This is a genomic window from Roseococcus microcysteis (assembly GCF_014764365.1).
Lineage (GTDB): Bacteria > Pseudomonadota > Alphaproteobacteria > Acetobacterales > Acetobacteraceae > Roseococcus > Roseococcus microcysteis.
The window spans coordinates 1922855-1939333 of sequence record NZ_CP061718.1 but is presented as its reverse complement, the minus strand read 5'-3'; the positions used below and the strand labels follow the sequence as shown (position 1 = coordinate 1939333).

At 71.5% G+C, this 16479-nt stretch carries 20 protein-coding genes and 1 pseudogene; 11 read left to right on the top strand and 10 right to left on the bottom strand.

Going from position 1 to position 16479, the window contains the following annotated elements; all coding sequences use genetic code 11:
* Positions 1–106: 106 nt before the first annotated feature.
* The 4 genes from ICW72_RS09345 to ICW72_RS09330 form a co-directional block, all read right to left on the bottom strand.
* The gene (locus tag ICW72_RS09345; RefSeq protein ID WP_191085936.1) at positions 107–604 is read right to left on the bottom strand and encodes a hypothetical protein; all 498 of its coding nucleotides are present in this window, start codon (positions 602–604) and stop codon (positions 107–109) included.
* Positions 605–1258 carry a BLUF domain-containing protein gene (locus ICW72_RS09340; RefSeq protein ID WP_191085935.1) on the bottom strand — a complete coding sequence of 218 codons (654 nt, stop codon included), beginning with the start codon at positions 1256–1258 and terminating at the stop codon, positions 605–607.
* Between the two features lie 203 nt (positions 1259–1461).
* The gene (locus ICW72_RS09335; protein ID WP_191085934.1) at positions 1462–3798 is read right to left on the bottom strand and encodes a YbcC family protein; all 2337 of its coding nucleotides are present in this window, start codon (positions 3796–3798) and stop codon (positions 1462–1464) included.
* Positions 3799–3809: 11 nt separating this feature from the next.
* Positions 3810–5348 carry a proton-conducting transporter transmembrane domain-containing protein gene (locus ICW72_RS09330; protein ID WP_191085933.1) on the bottom strand — a complete coding sequence of 513 codons (1539 nt, stop codon included), beginning with the start codon at positions 5346–5348 and terminating at the stop codon, positions 3810–3812.
* Between the two features lie 76 nt (positions 5349–5424).
* Here ICW72_RS09330 and ICW72_RS09325 point away from each other — a divergent pair, with 76 nt between their 5' ends.
* A complete protein-coding gene (locus ICW72_RS09325; protein ID WP_191085932.1) occupies positions 5425–6285 on the top strand; it encodes a LysR family transcriptional regulator in 861 nt (286 codons plus the stop codon).
* 67 nt (positions 6286–6352) lie between these two features.
* Positions 6353–7045 carry a cyclase family protein gene (locus ICW72_RS09320; protein ID WP_191085931.1) on the top strand — a complete coding sequence of 231 codons (693 nt, stop codon included), beginning with the start codon at positions 6353–6355 and terminating at the stop codon, positions 7043–7045.
* Here ICW72_RS09320 and ICW72_RS09315 read toward each other — a convergent pair.
* Entirely contained in the window at positions 7042–8049 is a 1008-nt protein-coding gene (locus ICW72_RS09315) for an alpha/beta fold hydrolase (protein ID WP_191085930.1), read from the bottom strand. The genes ICW72_RS09320 and ICW72_RS09315 overlap by 4 nt on opposite strands.
* Positions 8046–8954, bottom strand: coding sequence for a fatty acid desaturase (locus ICW72_RS09310; protein ID WP_191085929.1), 909 nt, complete (start codon positions 8952–8954; stop codon positions 8046–8048). The genes ICW72_RS09315 and ICW72_RS09310 overlap by 4 nt, the downstream gene beginning before the upstream one ends.
* A 142-nt stretch (positions 8955–9096) precedes the next feature.
* Between ICW72_RS09310 and panB the strand changes: the two genes are divergently transcribed.
* Positions 9097–9906 carry a 3-methyl-2-oxobutanoate hydroxymethyltransferase gene (panB, locus tag ICW72_RS09305; protein ID WP_191085928.1) on the top strand — a complete coding sequence of 270 codons (810 nt, stop codon included), beginning with the start codon at positions 9097–9099 and terminating at the stop codon, positions 9904–9906.
* Positions 9907–9914: 8 nt separating this feature from the next.
* On the opposite strand, the gene ICW72_RS09300 is transcribed toward panB, so the two are convergent.
* Complete coding sequence (locus tag ICW72_RS09300; protein WP_191085927.1) at positions 9915–10271, bottom strand: hypothetical protein; 357 nt, start codon at positions 10269–10271, stop codon at positions 9915–9917.
* Positions 10253–10933 carry a hypothetical protein gene (locus ICW72_RS09295; protein WP_191085926.1) on the bottom strand — a complete coding sequence of 227 codons (681 nt, stop codon included), beginning with the start codon at positions 10931–10933 and terminating at the stop codon, positions 10253–10255. The genes ICW72_RS09300 and ICW72_RS09295 overlap by 19 nt, the downstream gene beginning before the upstream one ends.
* A gap of 161 nt (positions 10934–11094) precedes the next feature.
* On the opposite strand from ICW72_RS09295, the gene rpmE reads away from it, so the two are divergent.
* Both rpmE and ICW72_RS09285 read left to right on the top strand, forming a co-directional pair.
* Positions 11095–11325: a 50S ribosomal protein L31 gene (rpmE, locus tag ICW72_RS09290; protein WP_191085925.1), complete on the top strand. Its 231-nt coding sequence runs from the start codon at positions 11095–11097 to the stop codon at positions 11323–11325.
* A gap of 163 nt (positions 11326–11488) precedes the next feature.
* Entirely contained in the window at positions 11489–11950 is a 462-nt protein-coding gene (locus ICW72_RS09285) for an Hsp20 family protein (protein WP_191085924.1), read from the top strand.
* 41 nt (positions 11951–11991) lie between these two features.
* Here ICW72_RS09285 and ICW72_RS09280 read toward each other — a convergent pair whose 3' ends face one another.
* Entirely contained in the window at positions 11992–12183 is a 192-nt protein-coding gene (locus tag ICW72_RS09280) for a DUF1192 domain-containing protein (RefSeq protein ID WP_191085923.1), read from the bottom strand.
* A gap of 168 nt (positions 12184–12351) precedes the next feature.
* Between ICW72_RS09280 and ICW72_RS09275 the strand changes: the two genes are divergently transcribed.
* Positions 12352–12930, top strand: coding sequence for a DUF1013 domain-containing protein (locus ICW72_RS09275; RefSeq protein ID WP_184386169.1), 579 nt, complete (start codon positions 12352–12354; stop codon positions 12928–12930).
* Between the two features lie 12 nt (positions 12931–12942).
* On the opposite strand, the gene ICW72_RS09270 is transcribed toward ICW72_RS09275, so the two are convergent.
* Complete coding sequence (locus ICW72_RS09270; RefSeq protein ID WP_184386168.1) at positions 12943–13113, bottom strand: YdcH family protein; 171 nt, start codon at positions 13111–13113, stop codon at positions 12943–12945.
* A 216-nt stretch (positions 13114–13329) separates the two neighbouring features.
* Between ICW72_RS09270 and ICW72_RS09265 the strand changes: the two genes are divergently transcribed.
* The 5 genes and pseudogenes from ICW72_RS09265 to ICW72_RS09250 all read left to right on the top strand — a co-directional run bounded on the left by ICW72_RS09265 (position 13330) and on the right by ICW72_RS09250 (position 16414).
* Entirely contained in the window at positions 13330–13530 is a 201-nt protein-coding gene (locus tag ICW72_RS09265; protein WP_184386167.1) for a YdcH family protein, read from the top strand.
* 32 nt (positions 13531–13562) lie between these two features.
* On the top strand, positions 13563–14018 hold the full coding sequence (gene purE, locus ICW72_RS09260) for a 5-(carboxyamino)imidazole ribonucleotide mutase (protein ID WP_191086202.1): 456 nt from the start codon (positions 13563–13565) through the stop codon (positions 14016–14018).
* Positions 13906–14816: pseudogene (locus tag ICW72_RS21215) on the top strand (5-(carboxyamino)imidazole ribonucleotide synthase); the annotation flags it as partial. The gene purE and the pseudogene ICW72_RS21215, both read left to right, overlap by 113 nt.
* A 33-nt stretch (positions 14817–14849) precedes the next feature.
* Positions 14850–15131 (top strand): hypothetical protein, encoded by a 282-nt coding sequence (locus tag ICW72_RS21210; RefSeq protein ID WP_456300189.1) that lies wholly within the window; start codon positions 14850–14852, stop codon positions 15129–15131.
* A 191-nt stretch (positions 15132–15322) separates the two neighbouring features.
* Complete coding sequence (locus tag ICW72_RS09250; protein ID WP_191085922.1) at positions 15323–16414, top strand: OmpA family protein; 1092 nt, start codon at positions 15323–15325, stop codon at positions 16412–16414.
* The last annotated feature ends 65 nt before the right edge of the window (positions 16415–16479 follow it).

Below are 16479 nucleotides of genomic sequence, written 5' to 3'. Positions count from 1 at the left end.
TCTCAACAAAGGTGAGAGCAGGCTGCGTGAACGCGGCATGCTCTGGCGGCGGCATTGCGGAGCGGCTGATTCACGCCTTTGGCGATTCACCAAAGGCGATCAGACGCTACCCGGCAGCAAGCCGCCACAGCGCCGTGTCCGTCCCCTCGCAGCCACCCGCCACCGTATCGGCGCCGACGAGGCCCGCGAGCCAGGGCTGCCCCGCGAAAAGCCGCCCCGACAGCCGAATCCGAAGCGCGCGGTTGCAGGAGGCGGCGCGGAAACCGGCGAGGCGGCGGCGCAGCGCCTCCACCTCGTCCAGCCGATGGAAGGCGGGGCTGAGCGAAAGCTCCAGCACGTCATGCGGCGCGCCGGCCAGCCGGGCGCAGAGCGCGGCGTCGGAGGCGAAGATGTCGAACTCATGCGGCCAGCCGGAGAGCCACAGCCATTCGGTGGACAGCACGGCGCCCAGCGCATGCACCTCCCCCGGCAGGGGCGCCACCAGCACATGGGGCGCATCGGCGCGCAGCCGCGGCACGCGCTCACCCTGGCCGAGTTGGCGCACCCATGTCTGCATCCGGCTGAGCAGCATGGTGACCTCGGCCTCCGACATGGCATCGCGCATCTACAAATCGCCCAGGCGGCGCGCCGCGGGTTCGATGAGGGTGACGAAGTGCCGGCGCGCATCCTTGCCGCGCATGGCGGGCGCGATGCAGTCCAGGGCCGTCCCGGTTTCGGCCAGCGCCGTCAGCAGCGTGTCCAGCACGGCGCGCTCGGCCGGCGGCGCGGTGCCGCGCCGGCCCTCGCCGACCTGTCGGGTGGCGCCGAGGCTGCCCAGCAGGTCGGGCTCCTGGCCCGAATCGGTCCAGAGCCCGGCCACCAGCCGGCCCGGCAGGTGCAGCGCGGGGCAGTCGGCGTGCGGGGTGCCCTCGGCGGCCAGGCGCATGTCCCAGCCGGCGAAGCGGCGCGCGGCGACCGGCGCATTGGCCAGGATCTCGACCCGGTCATGGCGCGGGTCCACCGAAATGGCGTTCATCACCGTGCCGAGGCTGGCGGCGGGGCCTTCCAGCCATTGCAGGTAGTGGGTGCCATCCGCCACCAGGAGGCCCGTCACCCCCGCGGCCTGGTTGCGGCGGCGGGCCAGGCGCAGCATCTCCGCGAGCGGCCGGCCCATCAGCGGGAGCGCGGCGCGGCTGCGATAGACGAGGCGGGCGAGGGGCACCTCGCGCGGGCGAAGAGGCCGGGAAGGCGGCGATGCGAGACCCTGTTCCGCGATCATGCGCGCCTCCTCCGGTTAGGCTGGCGGAATAGCTGGCCTGCCGATCGCCGGAGGGAGCCATCGGGCCGAAACCCCGCCGGATCACCGCGTCATGCGGCGCCTGGCGTCTCGCTCCCCCTGGCAAGCTCAAGGTCGCTGAGCGGCACCCCTGGTGTCAACGCGAACCGCAGCATCATCCGCGTGAGGAACGAAACGGCGCCGGATCAGCTCCAGCTTCCATCGGCGCCGAAGCGCCAGGCGCGGCCCGCCTCGTCCAGGGCGAGGAGGTGCAGCCAGCCATTCGTGAACAGCGCGCGCACGCCCGGGTGGCGGTGCAGGATGGCGCTGATCTCCTCGCGCGGGGCGGCGATGCAGACAGTCAGGCGCAGCGGTTCATGCGCCAGCGATTCGCCGTCATGCACCGATTGCCAGGGCAGGCCCACGCGCAGGGTGCCGCCATTGCCCTCGACCACACCCACGCCGCCGGTGACGTTGTGCAGCAGCTTGTTGCCGCCGCCGAAGGCCTCGGGTGCGACGACCGAACCGTGGTATTGCAGGCTGATCCAGCTCGCGACCACGACGGGCGCGGTGAGGATGAGTTCCAGCACGCCGAAGCCCGCATCCCGCCGCCAGTCATAGTCGTGCAGGAAGACGCGGCCGCCGAGGTCGCGGCCGGCCGTCAGCGCGCGCGGGGCGGCGATGAAGGCCTGGCAGCCGGCCAGCCCCCATTCGGGGCGCGTCTCGGCCCAGTCGGTGGCGCGCGCCGGGATGGCCTCGCCGCCCCCCGCGCGCGGCAGGCGCAGGGCGCGTTCGGCGCGCGCCAGGGCTCCGGCGCGGGCGAGCCAGGATTGCGCCTGCGCCAGCGCGGGGTGCGGCGGATGGTCGTCGGTGAAGAGCGTCACGCGGTCACCCGTGGTGTCGTGCAACCCGGCGAGAAACAGTGTGTCCGCCGGCACCGCGATGCCGCGCGCGGCGAGGCCCGTGCGCACCGCCTTGTCGTTCAGCAGCAGGGCCAGCAGCCGCGCGCTGACATCGCCGCGATGCCCGCCACAGGCGCCGCAATGCAGCGCGCTGGCATGCGGGTTGTTCGTCACCTCCGCGCCATGGCCCAGCAGCAGCACCAGCGGCGCGAAGCCTTCCGTCATGGACATGGCGCGCAGCACCGCCTCGGCCGTGGCGATGCGCGCCTCGGGCGTCAGGGATTCGGGCAGGCGGGGCGGGGGTTCGGCCTTGGCGGTGCGCTTCAGGCCCAGCGCATCGCGCAGCAGCCCGCCCGCGTGCAGCAGCCCCGCCGCTTCCACGAAGGCGAAGGAGGAGACGGCCGCCTGGCTGAACCGCCCCCAGGCGCGCTTGGCCCGCGCGCCAATGCGCGCCGGCACCTCGCCTTCCACCGCCGTGCAGCTGCGCAGGCTGGGGCGCAGCAGCACCGGCAGGCGGTTCTCCACCACGTCCGAGGCGAAGGCGCGGTGCGCCACGGGCAGGCCGAAGAAGCCCGCGAAGCCCTGGGTGCGGATGCCGGGGTCGAGGGATTCCAGCGCGCGCCGCATCACCTCCGAGCGCACGTCAATGCAGAAGGCGGCTTGCAGCACGGGGCGCGTCTCGGCCGGCGCGGCGTGGGGCCCCGCCAGCTTCGCGGCCAGGGCGCGCTGCCCGGCGCGGTCGGCGGCGTCCTGGAGGATGGCGTCCAGCGCCTCCTCCGGGCCGGCGGCGACGGGGGCGGCGTGGGCGTCCAGCACCTCGGCCCAGCGCGGGGCCAGGGCCTCGGCGTGGGCGGTGAACAGCGCCTCCTCCCAGACCAACCGGGCGGCGAGCAGTTCCGCGAGGGTGGGGTCGGTGCGGCCTTCCAGCTCCGCCTCGAAACCGCGCTGCCGGGCGAGCTGTGCCCAGCCGCCCAGCGTCATCAGCAGCCGGTGCAGCAGGGTTTCGCGCGCGGCCGCGGGCACGCCCAGGGCGGCCAGGGCGCGCCCGGTGGCGGCGCCGGCGCCGGCGGGCGTGGCGGCGACATGGGCGCAGAAGCCGGGCAGGCCCAGGATCTCGGGCGTCAGGTCGCGCAGGGCCGTGGCCCGCCAGGAGGCGTAGAGCGCGCCCCGGTGCTGCACGGGCCACAGCGCCTGGCCGGCGTCGAACCAGCTGGCGGCGAAACCGCCCAGCCGGTCGGCGATGATGCCGGGCCAGTCGGTGCCGGTGATCTCCGCCACCAGCTCCGCGACCGTGGGCAGGGCGCGCGGGGCGGGGCGCGGGCGGGCGAGGGCGGCGTGCAGGGCCTCCAGGCTCTCGGGCCGGTGGGCGGGGGGCGCCGCCTCCAGCGCGGCGGCGAGGTCGGCCTCGGTGATGGCGCCGGAGGCGATGCGCGCGGCGAACCATTCGCGCGGCATGGTGGTGGCGATGCCGCCCACCCGGGCGAGGCGCGCGGCGGCGGTGGCGAAATCCTCGCCCGATTGGCCGAGGAAGGGGTTCACCGCCACGGTGGCCGCCAACGGCCAGGCGGGCGGGATGGCGGCCAGCGCCCGGTCGAGGGCGGCGTCATGGCCTTGCGCGGCGTCGTGCAGGTCGAAGGGCATGGGGGCGTTCCTCAGGCGGGGTTCCGCCGCGACCAGCCGCGCAGCAGCCGGTCGGTCAGCGCGTTGATGTAGAGGCCGTTGGCCAGGTGCACCCGCAGCCCGGCGGCGGCGGGGTGCTGCGCCCAAAGCGGGAAGGTGGCCTGGGCGAAGGCGGTGAGGCCGAAGCCCAGCACCGAGAGCGCCATCAGCACCCATTCCAGCGCGCCGGGCGGCGGGGGCGCGGGCAGCAGGCCCGTGGTGGCGGCCTCGGCCAGGCGTTGCAGGGTGAAGTAGCCGATGGCCGCGGCGGCGGCGGCGATGGAGGTGCGCAGCGTCAGCGGCACGGGGGCCGCGTCGGCGAAGCCCTGCGCCAGCAGGTAGGCCACGCCCAGCACCAGGATGGCCCCCAGCGCGATGGCCTGGGGCGACTTCTCCGCGAAGCCGAAGCCCGCGCCGATCAGCACATAGAGGGCGAGTGCGGCGAGGAAGGCCCGCCCCACCGCCCGCAGGCTGGGCACGGCCACGGGGCCGGGGCGGCGGATGGCGGCCACCTTCTCGACCGCCATGCCCGCGCCCAGGAAGGCATGCGCCTTGTAGAGCGAGTGCGCCACGATGTGCAGCAGCGCCAGCGGGAACAGGGCCAACCCGCATTGCAGCAGCATGAAGCCCATCTGCGCGATGGTGGACCAGGCGAGCGCCGTCTTCACCGCGGGCTGGGTCAGCATGACCAGCCCCGCGAAGACCGCCGTGAAGCCGCCCAGCAAGGCCAGCGCCGCCAGCACGCCGGGGGCGGCCAGCATGACGTCGGCGAAGCGGATCAGCAGGAAGCCGCCCGCGTTGACCAGGCCCGCATGGAGCAGGGCGGAGACGGGGGTGGGCGTCTCCATCACCTCGGTCAGCCAGCCATGGGCGGGGAATTGCGCGCATTGCAGCAGGGCGGCCAGCGCCAGCAAAGCGGCGGCGGCGGTGGTGAGGCCCGGCGCCTCGCCCGCCCGCGCGGCGGCGTTGATGGCGCCGATGTCGAGCGTGCCATGGCCGAGCGCCAGCAGCAGGGCGGCGCCGACCAGCGCGGCCTCGCCGAGCCGGGCGAAGGGGGCGCGCTTGCGGGCGGCGCGCTGGGCGCCGGGGCGTTCATGGTAGAACAGCAGCAGGCGGCCGAGGCCATGGCTCGCCCCCAGCCAGGCCAGCACCAGCACCGGCAAATTGCCCGCCTGCACCAGCAGCAGGGCGGCGGCCAGCGTGGCGCACATCCAGCCGGTGAACTCGCCCTGGCGGGTTTCGCCATCGAGGTAGGTGGCCGAGAAGCGCAGCACGACCCAGCCCAGGAAGCCCACCAGCAGCAGCATGGTGGCGGAGACAGCGTCCAACCTTGCCAGTGCCAACGGCGCCGCTCCGGGCCCCTGGGCCAGCAGCAAAGCGAGGCTGGCCGCCGCCACGCCCAGCGCCACGAGGCTGGCCAGGTGGGCGGTGCGCAGGGTCTCGGCCGGGCGCAGGCCAGGTCCACGGAAGGCCAGGAAGGCGGCGGCGAGCAGCGCCAGGGGCGCGAGGAGCGGAAGGAGATGGCTTGGCATGGGTCGCCGCGTAGCAACCGCAAAGATTTTAGAAAATGACATTGTTTCGACCAAAACGTTCGTTCAGAACGAATGAATGGCCGAGCTGAACTACCACCACCTCCGCTACTTCCGCGCCGTGGCGCGCGAGGGGCACCTGACCCGCGCCGCCGCCGCGCTGAACCTGGCACCCTCCGCACTGTCCGCGCAGATCCGCGCGCTGGAGGACAGGCTGGGGCAGGCCCTGTTCGAGCGCAGCGGCCGCCGGCTGGTGCTGACCGAGGCTGGGCGCATCGCCCTGGCCCATGCGGAGGTGATCTTCGCCGCCGGCGAGGAAATGCTCGCCACGCTGCGCCAGTCCGGGCAGAGCCCGCGCCTGCTGCGCGTGGGCGCGCTGGCCACGCTGTCGCGGAACTTCCAGCTGGCCTTCCTGCGGCCCGTGCTGGGGCGGGCGGGGGTGGAGGTGGTGCTGCGCTCGGGCGGCATGGCGGAATTGCTGCGGGACCTCACGGCGCTCGACCTCGACGTGGTGCTGACCAGCGAGCCGCCTTCCGGCCCCTATGTGGCGCACCGCCTGGCGGAGGAACCCGTCAGCCTGGTGGGCCGCCCCGCGCTGTTTGCCGGGCGGGTGGGGCTGGCGGCGCGGCTGGCCGGCGCGCCGCTGATCCTGCCCGCGCCCGAGAGCGGGCTGCGCGCGGGCTTCGAGGCGCTGCGCGAAAGGCTGGGCGTGACGCCGCAGATCGCGGCCGAGGTGGATGACATGGCCATGATGCGGCTGCTCGCGCGCGAGGGCGTGGGGCTCGCCGTGCTGCCGCCCATCGTGGTGCGTGACGAACTCGCCTCGGGCGAGCTGGAGGAAGGCGAGCGCCTGCCCGGCCTGGTGCAGCCCTTCCATGCGGTGACGCTGCCGCGCCGCTTTCCCAACCCGCTGCTGCGCGAGGTGCTGCGGGCGGGCTAGGCGCCCGTGTTGCGCGGCACCGGATGCGGGGCCAGCATCGGCGCCTATTCACTCCGGAGCCCGCGCGATGAAACTGATCGACCTCAGCCGCACCATCACCCACAAGATGCAGCGCCTGGTGAACCACCCGACGATCGAGGTCTATCCCTTCAGCACCCATGACGAGAAGCGCGTGGTGGACGGGTATGAATTCTCCTCGGCCACCATGGTGCTGCATATGGGCGACCATGGCGGGACGCATGTGGACGCGCCGGTGCATTTCGACGCGCGGCCGGGGGCGAAGACGATTGACGAGATGCCGCTGGAGACCTTCTTCACCGAAGCGGTGTGCCTCGACCTGACGCATGTGCCCGACCGGACGGACATCACCATCGCGCACCTCGAAGCCGCGGAGCGCGCGGCGGGCGTGGAGATCCGCAAGGGCGACACGGTGCTGCTCTACACCGGCTTCTACGCGCGCGCGGCGGGCACCGAGGGCTACATCACCGACTTCCCCGGACTGACGAAGGAAAGCGCCACCTGGCTGGGGGAAAAGGGCATCACCGCCTTCACGGTGGAGAGCGTCAGCCCCGGCCGGCCGGGGCGCAACAATTTCGAGGTCCATCATGTCTGCCGCGACATGGGCTTCACGCATTACGAGGGCGTGGTGAACCTCGACAAGGTGGTGGGCAAGGGGCGGTTCCGCTTCATCGCCCTGCCGCTGAAGATCGCGGGCGGCACCGGCAGCCCGGTGCGCGCCTGCGCCATTCTCGAGGGTTAGCTTCTTTCCAACCAATCCCGCACCTGCGCGCGGATAAAGGCGGTGTCCTCCGGAATGGGCTGGGGGTTGCCGGCGCGGTGGCCCCAGATGCTGGGAATGGGCCGCAGTTCGGCGTGGCGCAGATGGGGCAGTTCGGCCTCGTTGTCGGCCACGCGGAAATAGAGGTCCGTCGCACCCGGCATGAGCAGCACGCGCGCCTGGATGGCGCGCAGCGCGGCCGGCAGGTCGCCGCCATCGGCGATGTCGCCGGCCTCCCAGGTGCGGAGATGCGCCAGCAGGTCGGCGGCGGGGCGGCGGCTGAAGCGCTCCACCCAGTCGCGGCGGAGGAAGGTTTCCAGATCCGGCGCGCCCAGCGCGGTCAGGTGCAGGTTCGCGCGGTAAAAATCCTGGCTGAGCGCCCAGCTCGCATAGATGCGGCCGAAGGCGTTCATGGCGCGCGCGGGATGGGACGAGAAGCGGCCATCGCCCAGGTATTCGGGTGCCGCCTCCAGCACCGCGATCAGGCTTTGCAGGAAGATGCGGTTGTGGACGGAAGTCCGCGCGGAGCCGCAATTCACGATGATGCGCGACACCGCCTCCGGATAGGCCGCGGCCCAGTGATAGGCCTGCTGCGCGCCCATGGACCAGCCATAGACGGCGTGCAGATGCGTGACGCCGAAGACCTCCTCCATCAGCCGCTTCTGCGCGGCCACATTGTCCCAGGAGGTGACAAGCTCCGGCCAATCCGCGCTGTTGCTGGGCGAGGTGGACAGCCCGTTGCCGAACATGTTCGGGATCACGATGAACCAGCGCGTCGGGTCCAGCACGCCCTCCGGCCCGATCAGCCATTCCAGGTCCGGGTGCTGCGCGGAATAGGAGGTGGGGTAGAGCACCACATTGTCCCGCGCGGGCGAGAGCGTGCCATGGCTGCGCCAGACCAGCTTCGCATCCCGCAGCACGCCGCCGCGATGGAGGGGGAAATCACCCAGGTGGAATTCGCCCTGGGCGGTGGGCCAGTCGGTCATGCGTGGGTTCCGTCGCGGAGCTTGCGGATGTGGTCGCGGTGCCAGGCGGCATAGCCCTGGTCCACATGGGCCAGGCGGTCCTTCAGCACGTGATGCGCCTCGGCCAGCCGGTGGAAGGGGATGAAGGGGTAGAGGTGGTGCTCGGCGTGGTAGGGCATGTTCCACATCAGCAGCCGCACCACGGGGTTGGTCAACATGGTGCGGGTGTTGGTCAGGCCGTTCGAATCCTCCGAGCAGCCCGTGTGCTCGGTCAGCAGATAGAGGCGCAGCACGACCTGCCCCAGGATCTGCGGGCCGATCCAGAACCAGAACAGCGCGGCCCAGCCGAACACCAGCCCCGCCATCAATGCCAGCGCCACCGTCAGCGCCGAGGAGGCGCGCACCGAGGCGATGACGCGCGGCGCCGTCGCTTCATGCAGGAAGGGATAGGCGCGCATGTCGCCGCGCCAGGCTGCCAGCCAGACCTCGAACTGCGCGCGCCAATAGGCGAGGCCCAGCATCCGCGTCACGTACTCTCCGAAGCTGGCGGGCGGGGGCAGCATGAGTTCCGGATCATGCTCCGCGTCCTGGGTGTGCTTGTGATGGGCCAGGTGGAATTGCTGATAGTAGTGCCAGTTCCGCAAAGCCGGCAGCCCGCTGATCCAGCCCACCACCGCATTGGCGCGGCGGGACTTGAAGGCCGTGTAGTGCGAGGTTTCGTGGAAGGGCGCGAAGAGTGCCGCCTGGATGATGCCCGCCAGCAGCATGGCCGGTACCACCAGCACCCCCGGAGAGACCGCGATCAAGGCAGCGCTGCCCAGGATCAAGGCAAGGTGCACCACGGCCCGCGCCGCCCCGCGTGCATCGGAGCGTGTGGCCAGGTGCATCATGTCGCGAGGGCGGGGCGCGTCGAGCGTGGTGCTCATGGGGCAAGCCTTTCAATGCGGGGGGTGCCATGCAAGCGGCGCGCCGCGCCACACCGGGTGTTGGCTCCCATGCGCCGGGGGTGATGTCTCGCTTGGCTCAGGCCCCCTACAAGGAAGCGGCAACGCCAAAGGGAGGAACACAATGAAGCGCATCACCACGCCACAAATCCGCGCGCGCAAGGGGGGCGAGCCCCTGGTCTGCCTCACCGCCTATACGGCGCAGACGGCGAAGCTGCTCGACCCGCATGTGGACCTGCTGCTGGTGGGGGATTCGCTGGGCATGGTCGTTTATGGCTTCGACAGCACCCTGCCCGTGACGCTGGAGATGATGATCGCCCATGGCGCCGCCGTGGTGCGTGGCGCGCGGCGGGCCTGCGTCGTGGTGGACATGCCCTTCGGCACCTACCAGGAAAGCCCCGAACAGGCCTTCCGCAACGCCGCGCGCATCCTGGCCGAAACGGGCGCCGATGCGGTGAAGCTGGAAGGCGGGGAGGAGATGGCGGCCACGGTGCGCTTCCTCACCACGCGCGGCGTGCCGGTCTGCGGCCATGTCGGCCTCATGCCCCAGGCGGTGAACACCGCGGGCGGCTTCAAGGCCACCGGCCGTTCGGAGGAGGAGGCCGCCGGCGTGGCGCGCGACGCCGCGGCCATCGCGGAGGCCGGCGCCTTCGCCGTGGTGCTGGAAGGCACGGTGGAGCCGGTGGCGGCTGCCATCACCGCTTCGCTGCCCGTGCCCACCATCGGCATCGGCGCCTCCGCCGCCTGCGACGGGCAGATCCTGGTGACGGATGACGTGCTGGGCCTGTTCCGCGACTTCACGCCGCGCTTCGTGAAACGCTATGCGGAGCTGTCCACCCAGGTGACGGCGGCGGCGGAGGCCTATGCCCAGGATGTGCGCGCGCGCCGCTTTCCGGGGCCGGAGCATTGCTTCCCGCCGCCGAAGAAGGGGTAGCCTGGGCGTCAGGCGGGCGGGCCGCCCAGCGCGGCCAGCTCCTTCTCCAGGGCCGCGATCTCGGCGCGCAGTTCGTTCAGGTAGTTGTCGCGCTGCGCGATCTCGGCCTCGGTCTTGAGCTTCCAGCCATAGGCGGTGGTGATGTCCTGGCGCTTCTTCCGGATCAATTCGCGCAGGTCCAGGCGCCGTTGCAGGTGCTCGGGCGGCTCGGCCGCGACAGGGGGCGCGGCGAGGGGCGGCAGGGCGGGCGGGGCCACGGGCGGTGGCGCGGGCGGCGGGTCGGTGGCCCAGAGCGCGCCTCCCGCGGCCGTCGCCTCGAAGAGGGTGATGAGGGAGGACCAGCGCATCATCCGGCTGGGCGGCACGGGGCGCGGGGGCCGCTGGCCTGGCCGCCGCGCAGGGTCCAGCCGGGCTGGCCGGCGCGGCGCTCCTCGGCCGCGCGGGCGAAGCGGATGGCGATGCGGGGGCCGTAGGTGGCGCGCAGCCAGGCCTCGACATCCCGCAGGCCGTGGTTGGGGGGCAGGGTGCGGCGATGGGCCCGCCAGCCGCGCATCACCTCGCGCGCGTCGAGCAGGGTTTCCAGCGCCTCATAGGCGCGGTCGCTGAAGGGCTCGGCCAGCCAGAGCCCGGCCCAGCGCAGCGCGTAGCGCAGGCGGAACAGGGCCTCGGCCAGCAGGGCGGGCAGCCCGCCCCAGCGCCACAAGGCCCAGCCGAGCCCGGCGGCCAGGGCAAGCGCGCCTTCCAGCGCCTCCATGGTCTCGAAACCCAGCCCCGCCGCGCCATAGAGGGTGGCCATGGCGGCCACGGCATCGAGCAGCAGCAGCACAAGGGCGCGCAGCTTGCCCCGCGCGCTGACCCGCGCGCGGCGGCGCGGCCGGCCGGGCGGGGGGGTGGGGGTGCCGAGCAGGGCCTTGGACTGCGCCAGCAACGCCGCGATGTCGTCGCGGCTTTCGGCGAGGCCGCTGCGCTCCAGCGCCGCCACCAGCCGTTCCAGCTCATCCCTGTTCGCCACGGCGCCAGCCGGCATGGCCACCTCCTGCCCCGGCAGCTATGCCCTGGCAGGGGTGAGGCTTTGGTTAAGGCTGCCACGCGCATGCCGTGACTTGCATGCGGCGGGGGGATGTCCTATGGCCCCCCATCCACGGCCGGGCCGCCATCGCGGCCTGCCGCATTCCCGAGAGCCGCGCCATGAAGTCCGACACCCATCCCGCCTATCATGAGCTGAACGTCATCATGACCGACGGCACGACCTTCACGACCCGGACCTGCGCGGGCAAGCCGGGCGACACGCTGCGCCTCGACATCGACCCCAAGAGCCACCCGGCCTGGACCGGCGTGCAGCGCATCATGGACACCGGCGGCCAGGTGGCGAAGTTCAACAAGAAGTTCGCCGGCATCGGCATGGGCAAGAAGAAGTAAGACCCGCCGCGCGCCCCCCCTTGAAACGGGGAGCACGGAAAAATACCTCCTGCGTTGCCGGGGTGCCTGATGGGCCCCGGCGTGGACCGGAAGCGGCGCCGCCCTGGTGGGGCGCCACGGATGGCCGCCAAACACGGACCTTGCTTTCGCAGGAGGTTCAGCGATGAACGCTGTTGATTTTTCCCCCCTTCTCCGCACCGCGATCGGCTTCGACCGCTTCGCCCGCATGCTGGACGGCGCGCGCCTCCAGCCCGAGGCCCAGGCCTACCCGCCCTACAACATCGAGATGACCGGCGATGACAGCTATGTGCTGACCATGGCCGTGGCCGGCTTCGGCCCCGAGGACATCGAGGTGGTGCTGCGCGAGGACACGCTGCACATCAGCGGCAAGGCGGCCGAGCAGCCGGGTGAGCGCCGCTACATCCATCGCGGCATCGCCGGCCGCGCCTTCGAGCGCCGCTTCGTCCTGGCCGACCACCTCGTGGTCCAGGGCGCGCGGCTGGAGAACGGCCTGCTGCATGTGGCGCTGAAGCGCGAGGTGCCGGAGGCGCTGAAGCCCCGCCGCATCGCCATCGAGGCGGCGGCCCCGGCGGCGCGGCCGGTGCTGGAACAGCAGGCCGCCTGAGGCCTGAGGTGACCGGGCCGGGGGGCGACCCCCGGCCTTTTTCATGTCCCGCGTCGAAAGAAGGCCTCCGCCGCCTGCCGCTGGGAGGCGCGGGCCGCGATGGCCTGTTCGGCGCGCGTGATCTCGGCCTGCAACTGCGTGATGTAGTGGCGCAGATCCGCTTCCGACCATTCGGCCAGCGCCGCCGGGACGAAGTGTTTTTGTGGTTTCGAGGGCGCATCTTCATCGAGCATGGCGACGGGCTTTCGTTTCAGGGCTTGGCCCCATGCGGGCCTGCCACTATAGGGCTTCTCACAGTCGGCCGCGTGCCCCCCCGTGTGCTTGCTTCGGGTGCGTGCCCCGCGGCGCGCGCAGCAATTCTGATGGTGTCCTTTTCCGGGCGCCGACCTGACGGATGACCCATGGCCCAACCCCTCATGCCCAAGGCCACCGCCGTGTGGCTGATCGAGAAGACCTCCCTCTCCTTCGAGCAGATCGCGGATTTCGTGCAGATGCACCCGCTGGAGGTGCAGGCCATCGCGGATGGCGAGGTGGCGCAGGGCATCATCGGCTATGACCCCGTGGCGAATGGGCAGGTCTCCCGCGAGGATATCGCGCGCTGCGAGGCCGATACCTCCGCGCGGCTTTCCTTGGCGCCGAACGCCGTGCCGCAGTCGAAGGCGCGGGGCAAGGGCGGGCGCTATACCCCGGTGGCCAAGCGCAATGATCGCCCGGACGGCATCGCCTGGCTGCTGCGGAACCATCCGGAGTTGTCCATCGCGCAGGTGGCCAAGCTGCTGGGCACCACCAAGGAAACCATCGAGAAGGTGCGGGACAAGACGCACTGGAACAGCCCGAACATCAAGGCACGCGACCCCGTGATCCTGGGGCTGTGCACGCAGAGCGCGCTGAACGTGGCGGTGACGGCCGCGCAGGAGCGGCTGAAGGCCGAAGGCAAGGCGGTCCCCGCGCCGCTGCCGGTGGCCAGCGACGCGGAGTAGAGCCCAGCGCCGCTAGTTCATGCGGCGCAGACGCTCCATTTCTTCCTTGAGTTGCAGCTTTTCCCGCTTCAGACGGGCCAGTGCCCCGTCATCCGGGCGCGGGCGGGCACCTTCCTGCGCGATACGTTGCTCAAGGTTGGCGTGACGGGTCTCCAGGGCATTCAGCCTCGGGGCATGGATCATCGCGTATCCTCTTCCATCCGTGGGCTCCTTCCCGGGGCGCCGCCGGCGGGGCCGGAGGCGGGAAATGCCGCATGGCGGAACCGTCCATGCGGCCCGGGTGCAGGCCAGTGCTGCTGTTGCACCGCCGCCCTGGCATGCTATCCCGAAGCCTGCCCACGGCGCGATGTTTTTTGCGTTAACGGGCCCGGTTGAAACCAGGGGTGGCCTCAGGACGTGATGCTCGAAGACCGCGAAGCCCTGCTGCGCCGCCTGCATGAACTCCGCAGCGAACACCGGGACCTGGACACGGTGATCGCACGGCTGGATGGCAGCATCGGCGACCAGCTCCAGCTCGTGCGCCTCAAGAAGCGCAAGCTGAAGCTGAAGGACGAAATCGCCTGGCTGGAGAGCCAATTGGTGCCGGATATCATCGCGTGACCAACGACATCGCGCCCCTGGTGGGCGTCATCATGGGCAGCCGCTCCGACTGGGAGACGATGCGCCACGCCGCCGAGACGCTCACCGCGCTCGGCGTGCCGCACGAGACGCGGGTGGTCTCGGCCCACCGCACGCCCGAGCGCCTGTTCGACTATGCGCGCGGCGCGGCGGGGCGGGGGCTCAAGGTCATCATCGCGGGCGCGGGCGGGGCGGCGCATCTGCCCGGCATGGCGGCCAGCATGACGGCGCTGCCTGTGCTGGGCGTGCCGGTGGAATCCCATGCGCTGAAGGGCATGGATTCGCTGCTCTCCATCGTGCAGATGCCGGGTGGCATTCCGGTGGGAACGCTGGCCATCGGCCGGGCGGGTGCCATCAATGCGGGGCTGCTGGCGGCGTCCATCCTGGCGCTGTCCGATCCGGCGCTGGCGGCGCGGCTTTCCGCCTGGCGCGCGGCCCAGACCGAGGGCGTGCCGCATGACCCGGCCTGAACCGCTCCCGCCGGGCTCGACCATCGGCATATTGGGCGGCGGGCAGTTGGGGCGGATGAGCGCCATGGCCGCGGCGCGCCTGGGCTACCGCGCCCATGTCTATGCGCCGGATTCCGATTCGCCCGGCATGCAGGTGGCCGCCGCCCGCACGGTGGCTCCTTATGAAGATGTGGCGGCGCTGCACCGCTTCGCCGCCGAGGTGGATGTCGTCACCTTCGAATTCGAGAACGTGCCCGCTGCGACTTTGGCCGCGCTGGAGGGCAGGGTGCCCTGCCGCCCCGGCCTGGGCGTGCTGGCCATCGGCCAGGACCGGGTGCGGGAGAAGCGCTTCCTGACCGAGGCCGGCGTGCCCGTCGCCCCCTGGGCCGAGGTGGGCAGCGAGGCCGAGCTGCACGCAGCCGTGGCGCGCATCGGCCTGCCCGCCGTGCTCAAGACCACGCGCATGGGCTATGACGGGCGCGGCCAGGCGGTGCTCCGCACGCCGGAGGACATCGCCCCCGCCTATGCGCGGCTGGAGCCCAAGCCGCTGATCCTGGAGGCCTTCGTGCCCTTCGCGGGCGAGGTCTCGGCCATCGCGGCGCGGGGGCGGATGGGTCGGTCGTGGTCTATGACGCGGTGGAGAACCATCACCGCCACCACATCCTGGACCTGTCCTTCGCCCCCGCGCGGGTGACGGACGCCACGGCGGCGGCGGCGCGGGAGAATGTGCGCCGCGTGTCCGAGTCGCTGGACCTCGTGGGAATCGTGGCGCTGGAGATGTTCCTGCTGGCCGATGGAACCCTGCTGGGGAATGAAATCGCGCCGCGACCGCACAATTCCGGCCATTGGACGATGGATGCCTGCCTGTGCGGGCAGTTCGAGCAGCATGTTCGCGCGGTGGTTGGGCTGCCCCTGGGCCCTGCAACCCGGCACGCCGATTCGGTGATGCGGAACCTGGTCGGCCCCGAGGGGCTGGCCGCCTGGCCGGAGATGGTCGCCGCACCGCAGGTGGTGGCCCATTGGTACGGCAAGGAGGAGGCGCGGGCGGGACGTAAGCTCGGCCACGCCAACCTGTTGCTTCCGTTGGGGAAAATATCTTCCTTCGAAAAGAGCTGGCGGCCGGGTGGCTGGTAGATGAACCACCTGTTGCCTGGGCGCCATGATGACTGTGGTGTTTCTGCCACATGTGCGCGAAATGCCCGACAGGGTGCTACAACTAACCGATGCCCGGTGTTATTGTCATACTACGCAGCGGGATGGTGGTGCTCGTCATGGGTCTCTCACGCCGCGACCGGATAACAAGCGTGTTTCAAGGAGAAGCAAAGATGAGCTTCAAGAAGGCCCTTCTCGCGGCGACCGTGCTGTCGCTGCCCGTGGCCGCCGCCCAGGCCCAGACCATGCCGGTCACCGGCCTCTATGTGGGTGCCGGCGTTGGCGCGAACTTCCTCGAGGGTCGTTCCTCGGCGGTGGCGCCCGGCGTCCGCGTGTCCAACTCGGACAACATCGGCGTGGTCGCGGTCGGCAGCGTCGGCTGGGGCTTCGGCAACGGCATCCGTGCCGAGATCGAGGGCAGCTTCCGCTGGAACGAGCCGCACCGCTACGCGATCAACGCGGTGCGCGCCGGCAGCGTGTCGGGCAACCGCTACCAGTATGGCGTGATGGGCAATGCCTTCTACGACATCCCGCTGGGCATGGACTTCGGTGGCTTCAACATCACCCCGTATGTGGGTGTTGGTGCCGGTTACCAGTGGACCGACAACAGCAGCATCCGCGCCAACTTCCCCGGCGGCTCGCTGCGTTCGAACGACCGTGACGGCCGCTTCGCCTACCAGGCGATCGTGGGTGCCGCTGTCGGCCTCGACGCCCTGCTGCCCGGCCTGGCGCTGACCACCGAATACCGCTTCATGGGCACGCTGGCGCCGTCGCTGACCTACGCCACCGTGAACAACGCGGGCGTGACGACGAGCCGCAGCACCTTCCGCTCCGAGAACTACAACCACTCGGTGCTCGTTGGTCTGCGCTACGCCTTCAACACGCCGGCGCCCGCGCCGGTCGTGGCTCCGGCGCCCGCCCCGGCCCCGGCCCCGGCCCGCACCTTCCTGGTGTTCTTCGACTGGGATCGTGCCGACCTGACCGACCGCGCCCGCCAGATCATCGCGGAGGCCGCCACCAACGCCCGCACCGTGTCCTCGACCCGCATCGAGGTCTCGGGCCACGCGGACCGCACCGGTGCCGCCGCCTACAACCAGCGTCTGTCGGTGCGTCGCGCCGAGGCGGTGGCCGCCGAGCTGGTGCGCCGTGGCATCAACCGGAACGAGATCACGATCCAGGGCTTCGGCTTCGATCGTCCGCTTGTCCCGACCGCCCAGGGCGTGCGCGAGCCGCAGAACCGCCGCGTGGAAATCGTCCTGCGCTAATCGCAGGGAATTCCAAGGCTGGACTTGGGAAGGGGCGCCGAAAGGCGCCCCTTTTCGTTTGCAGG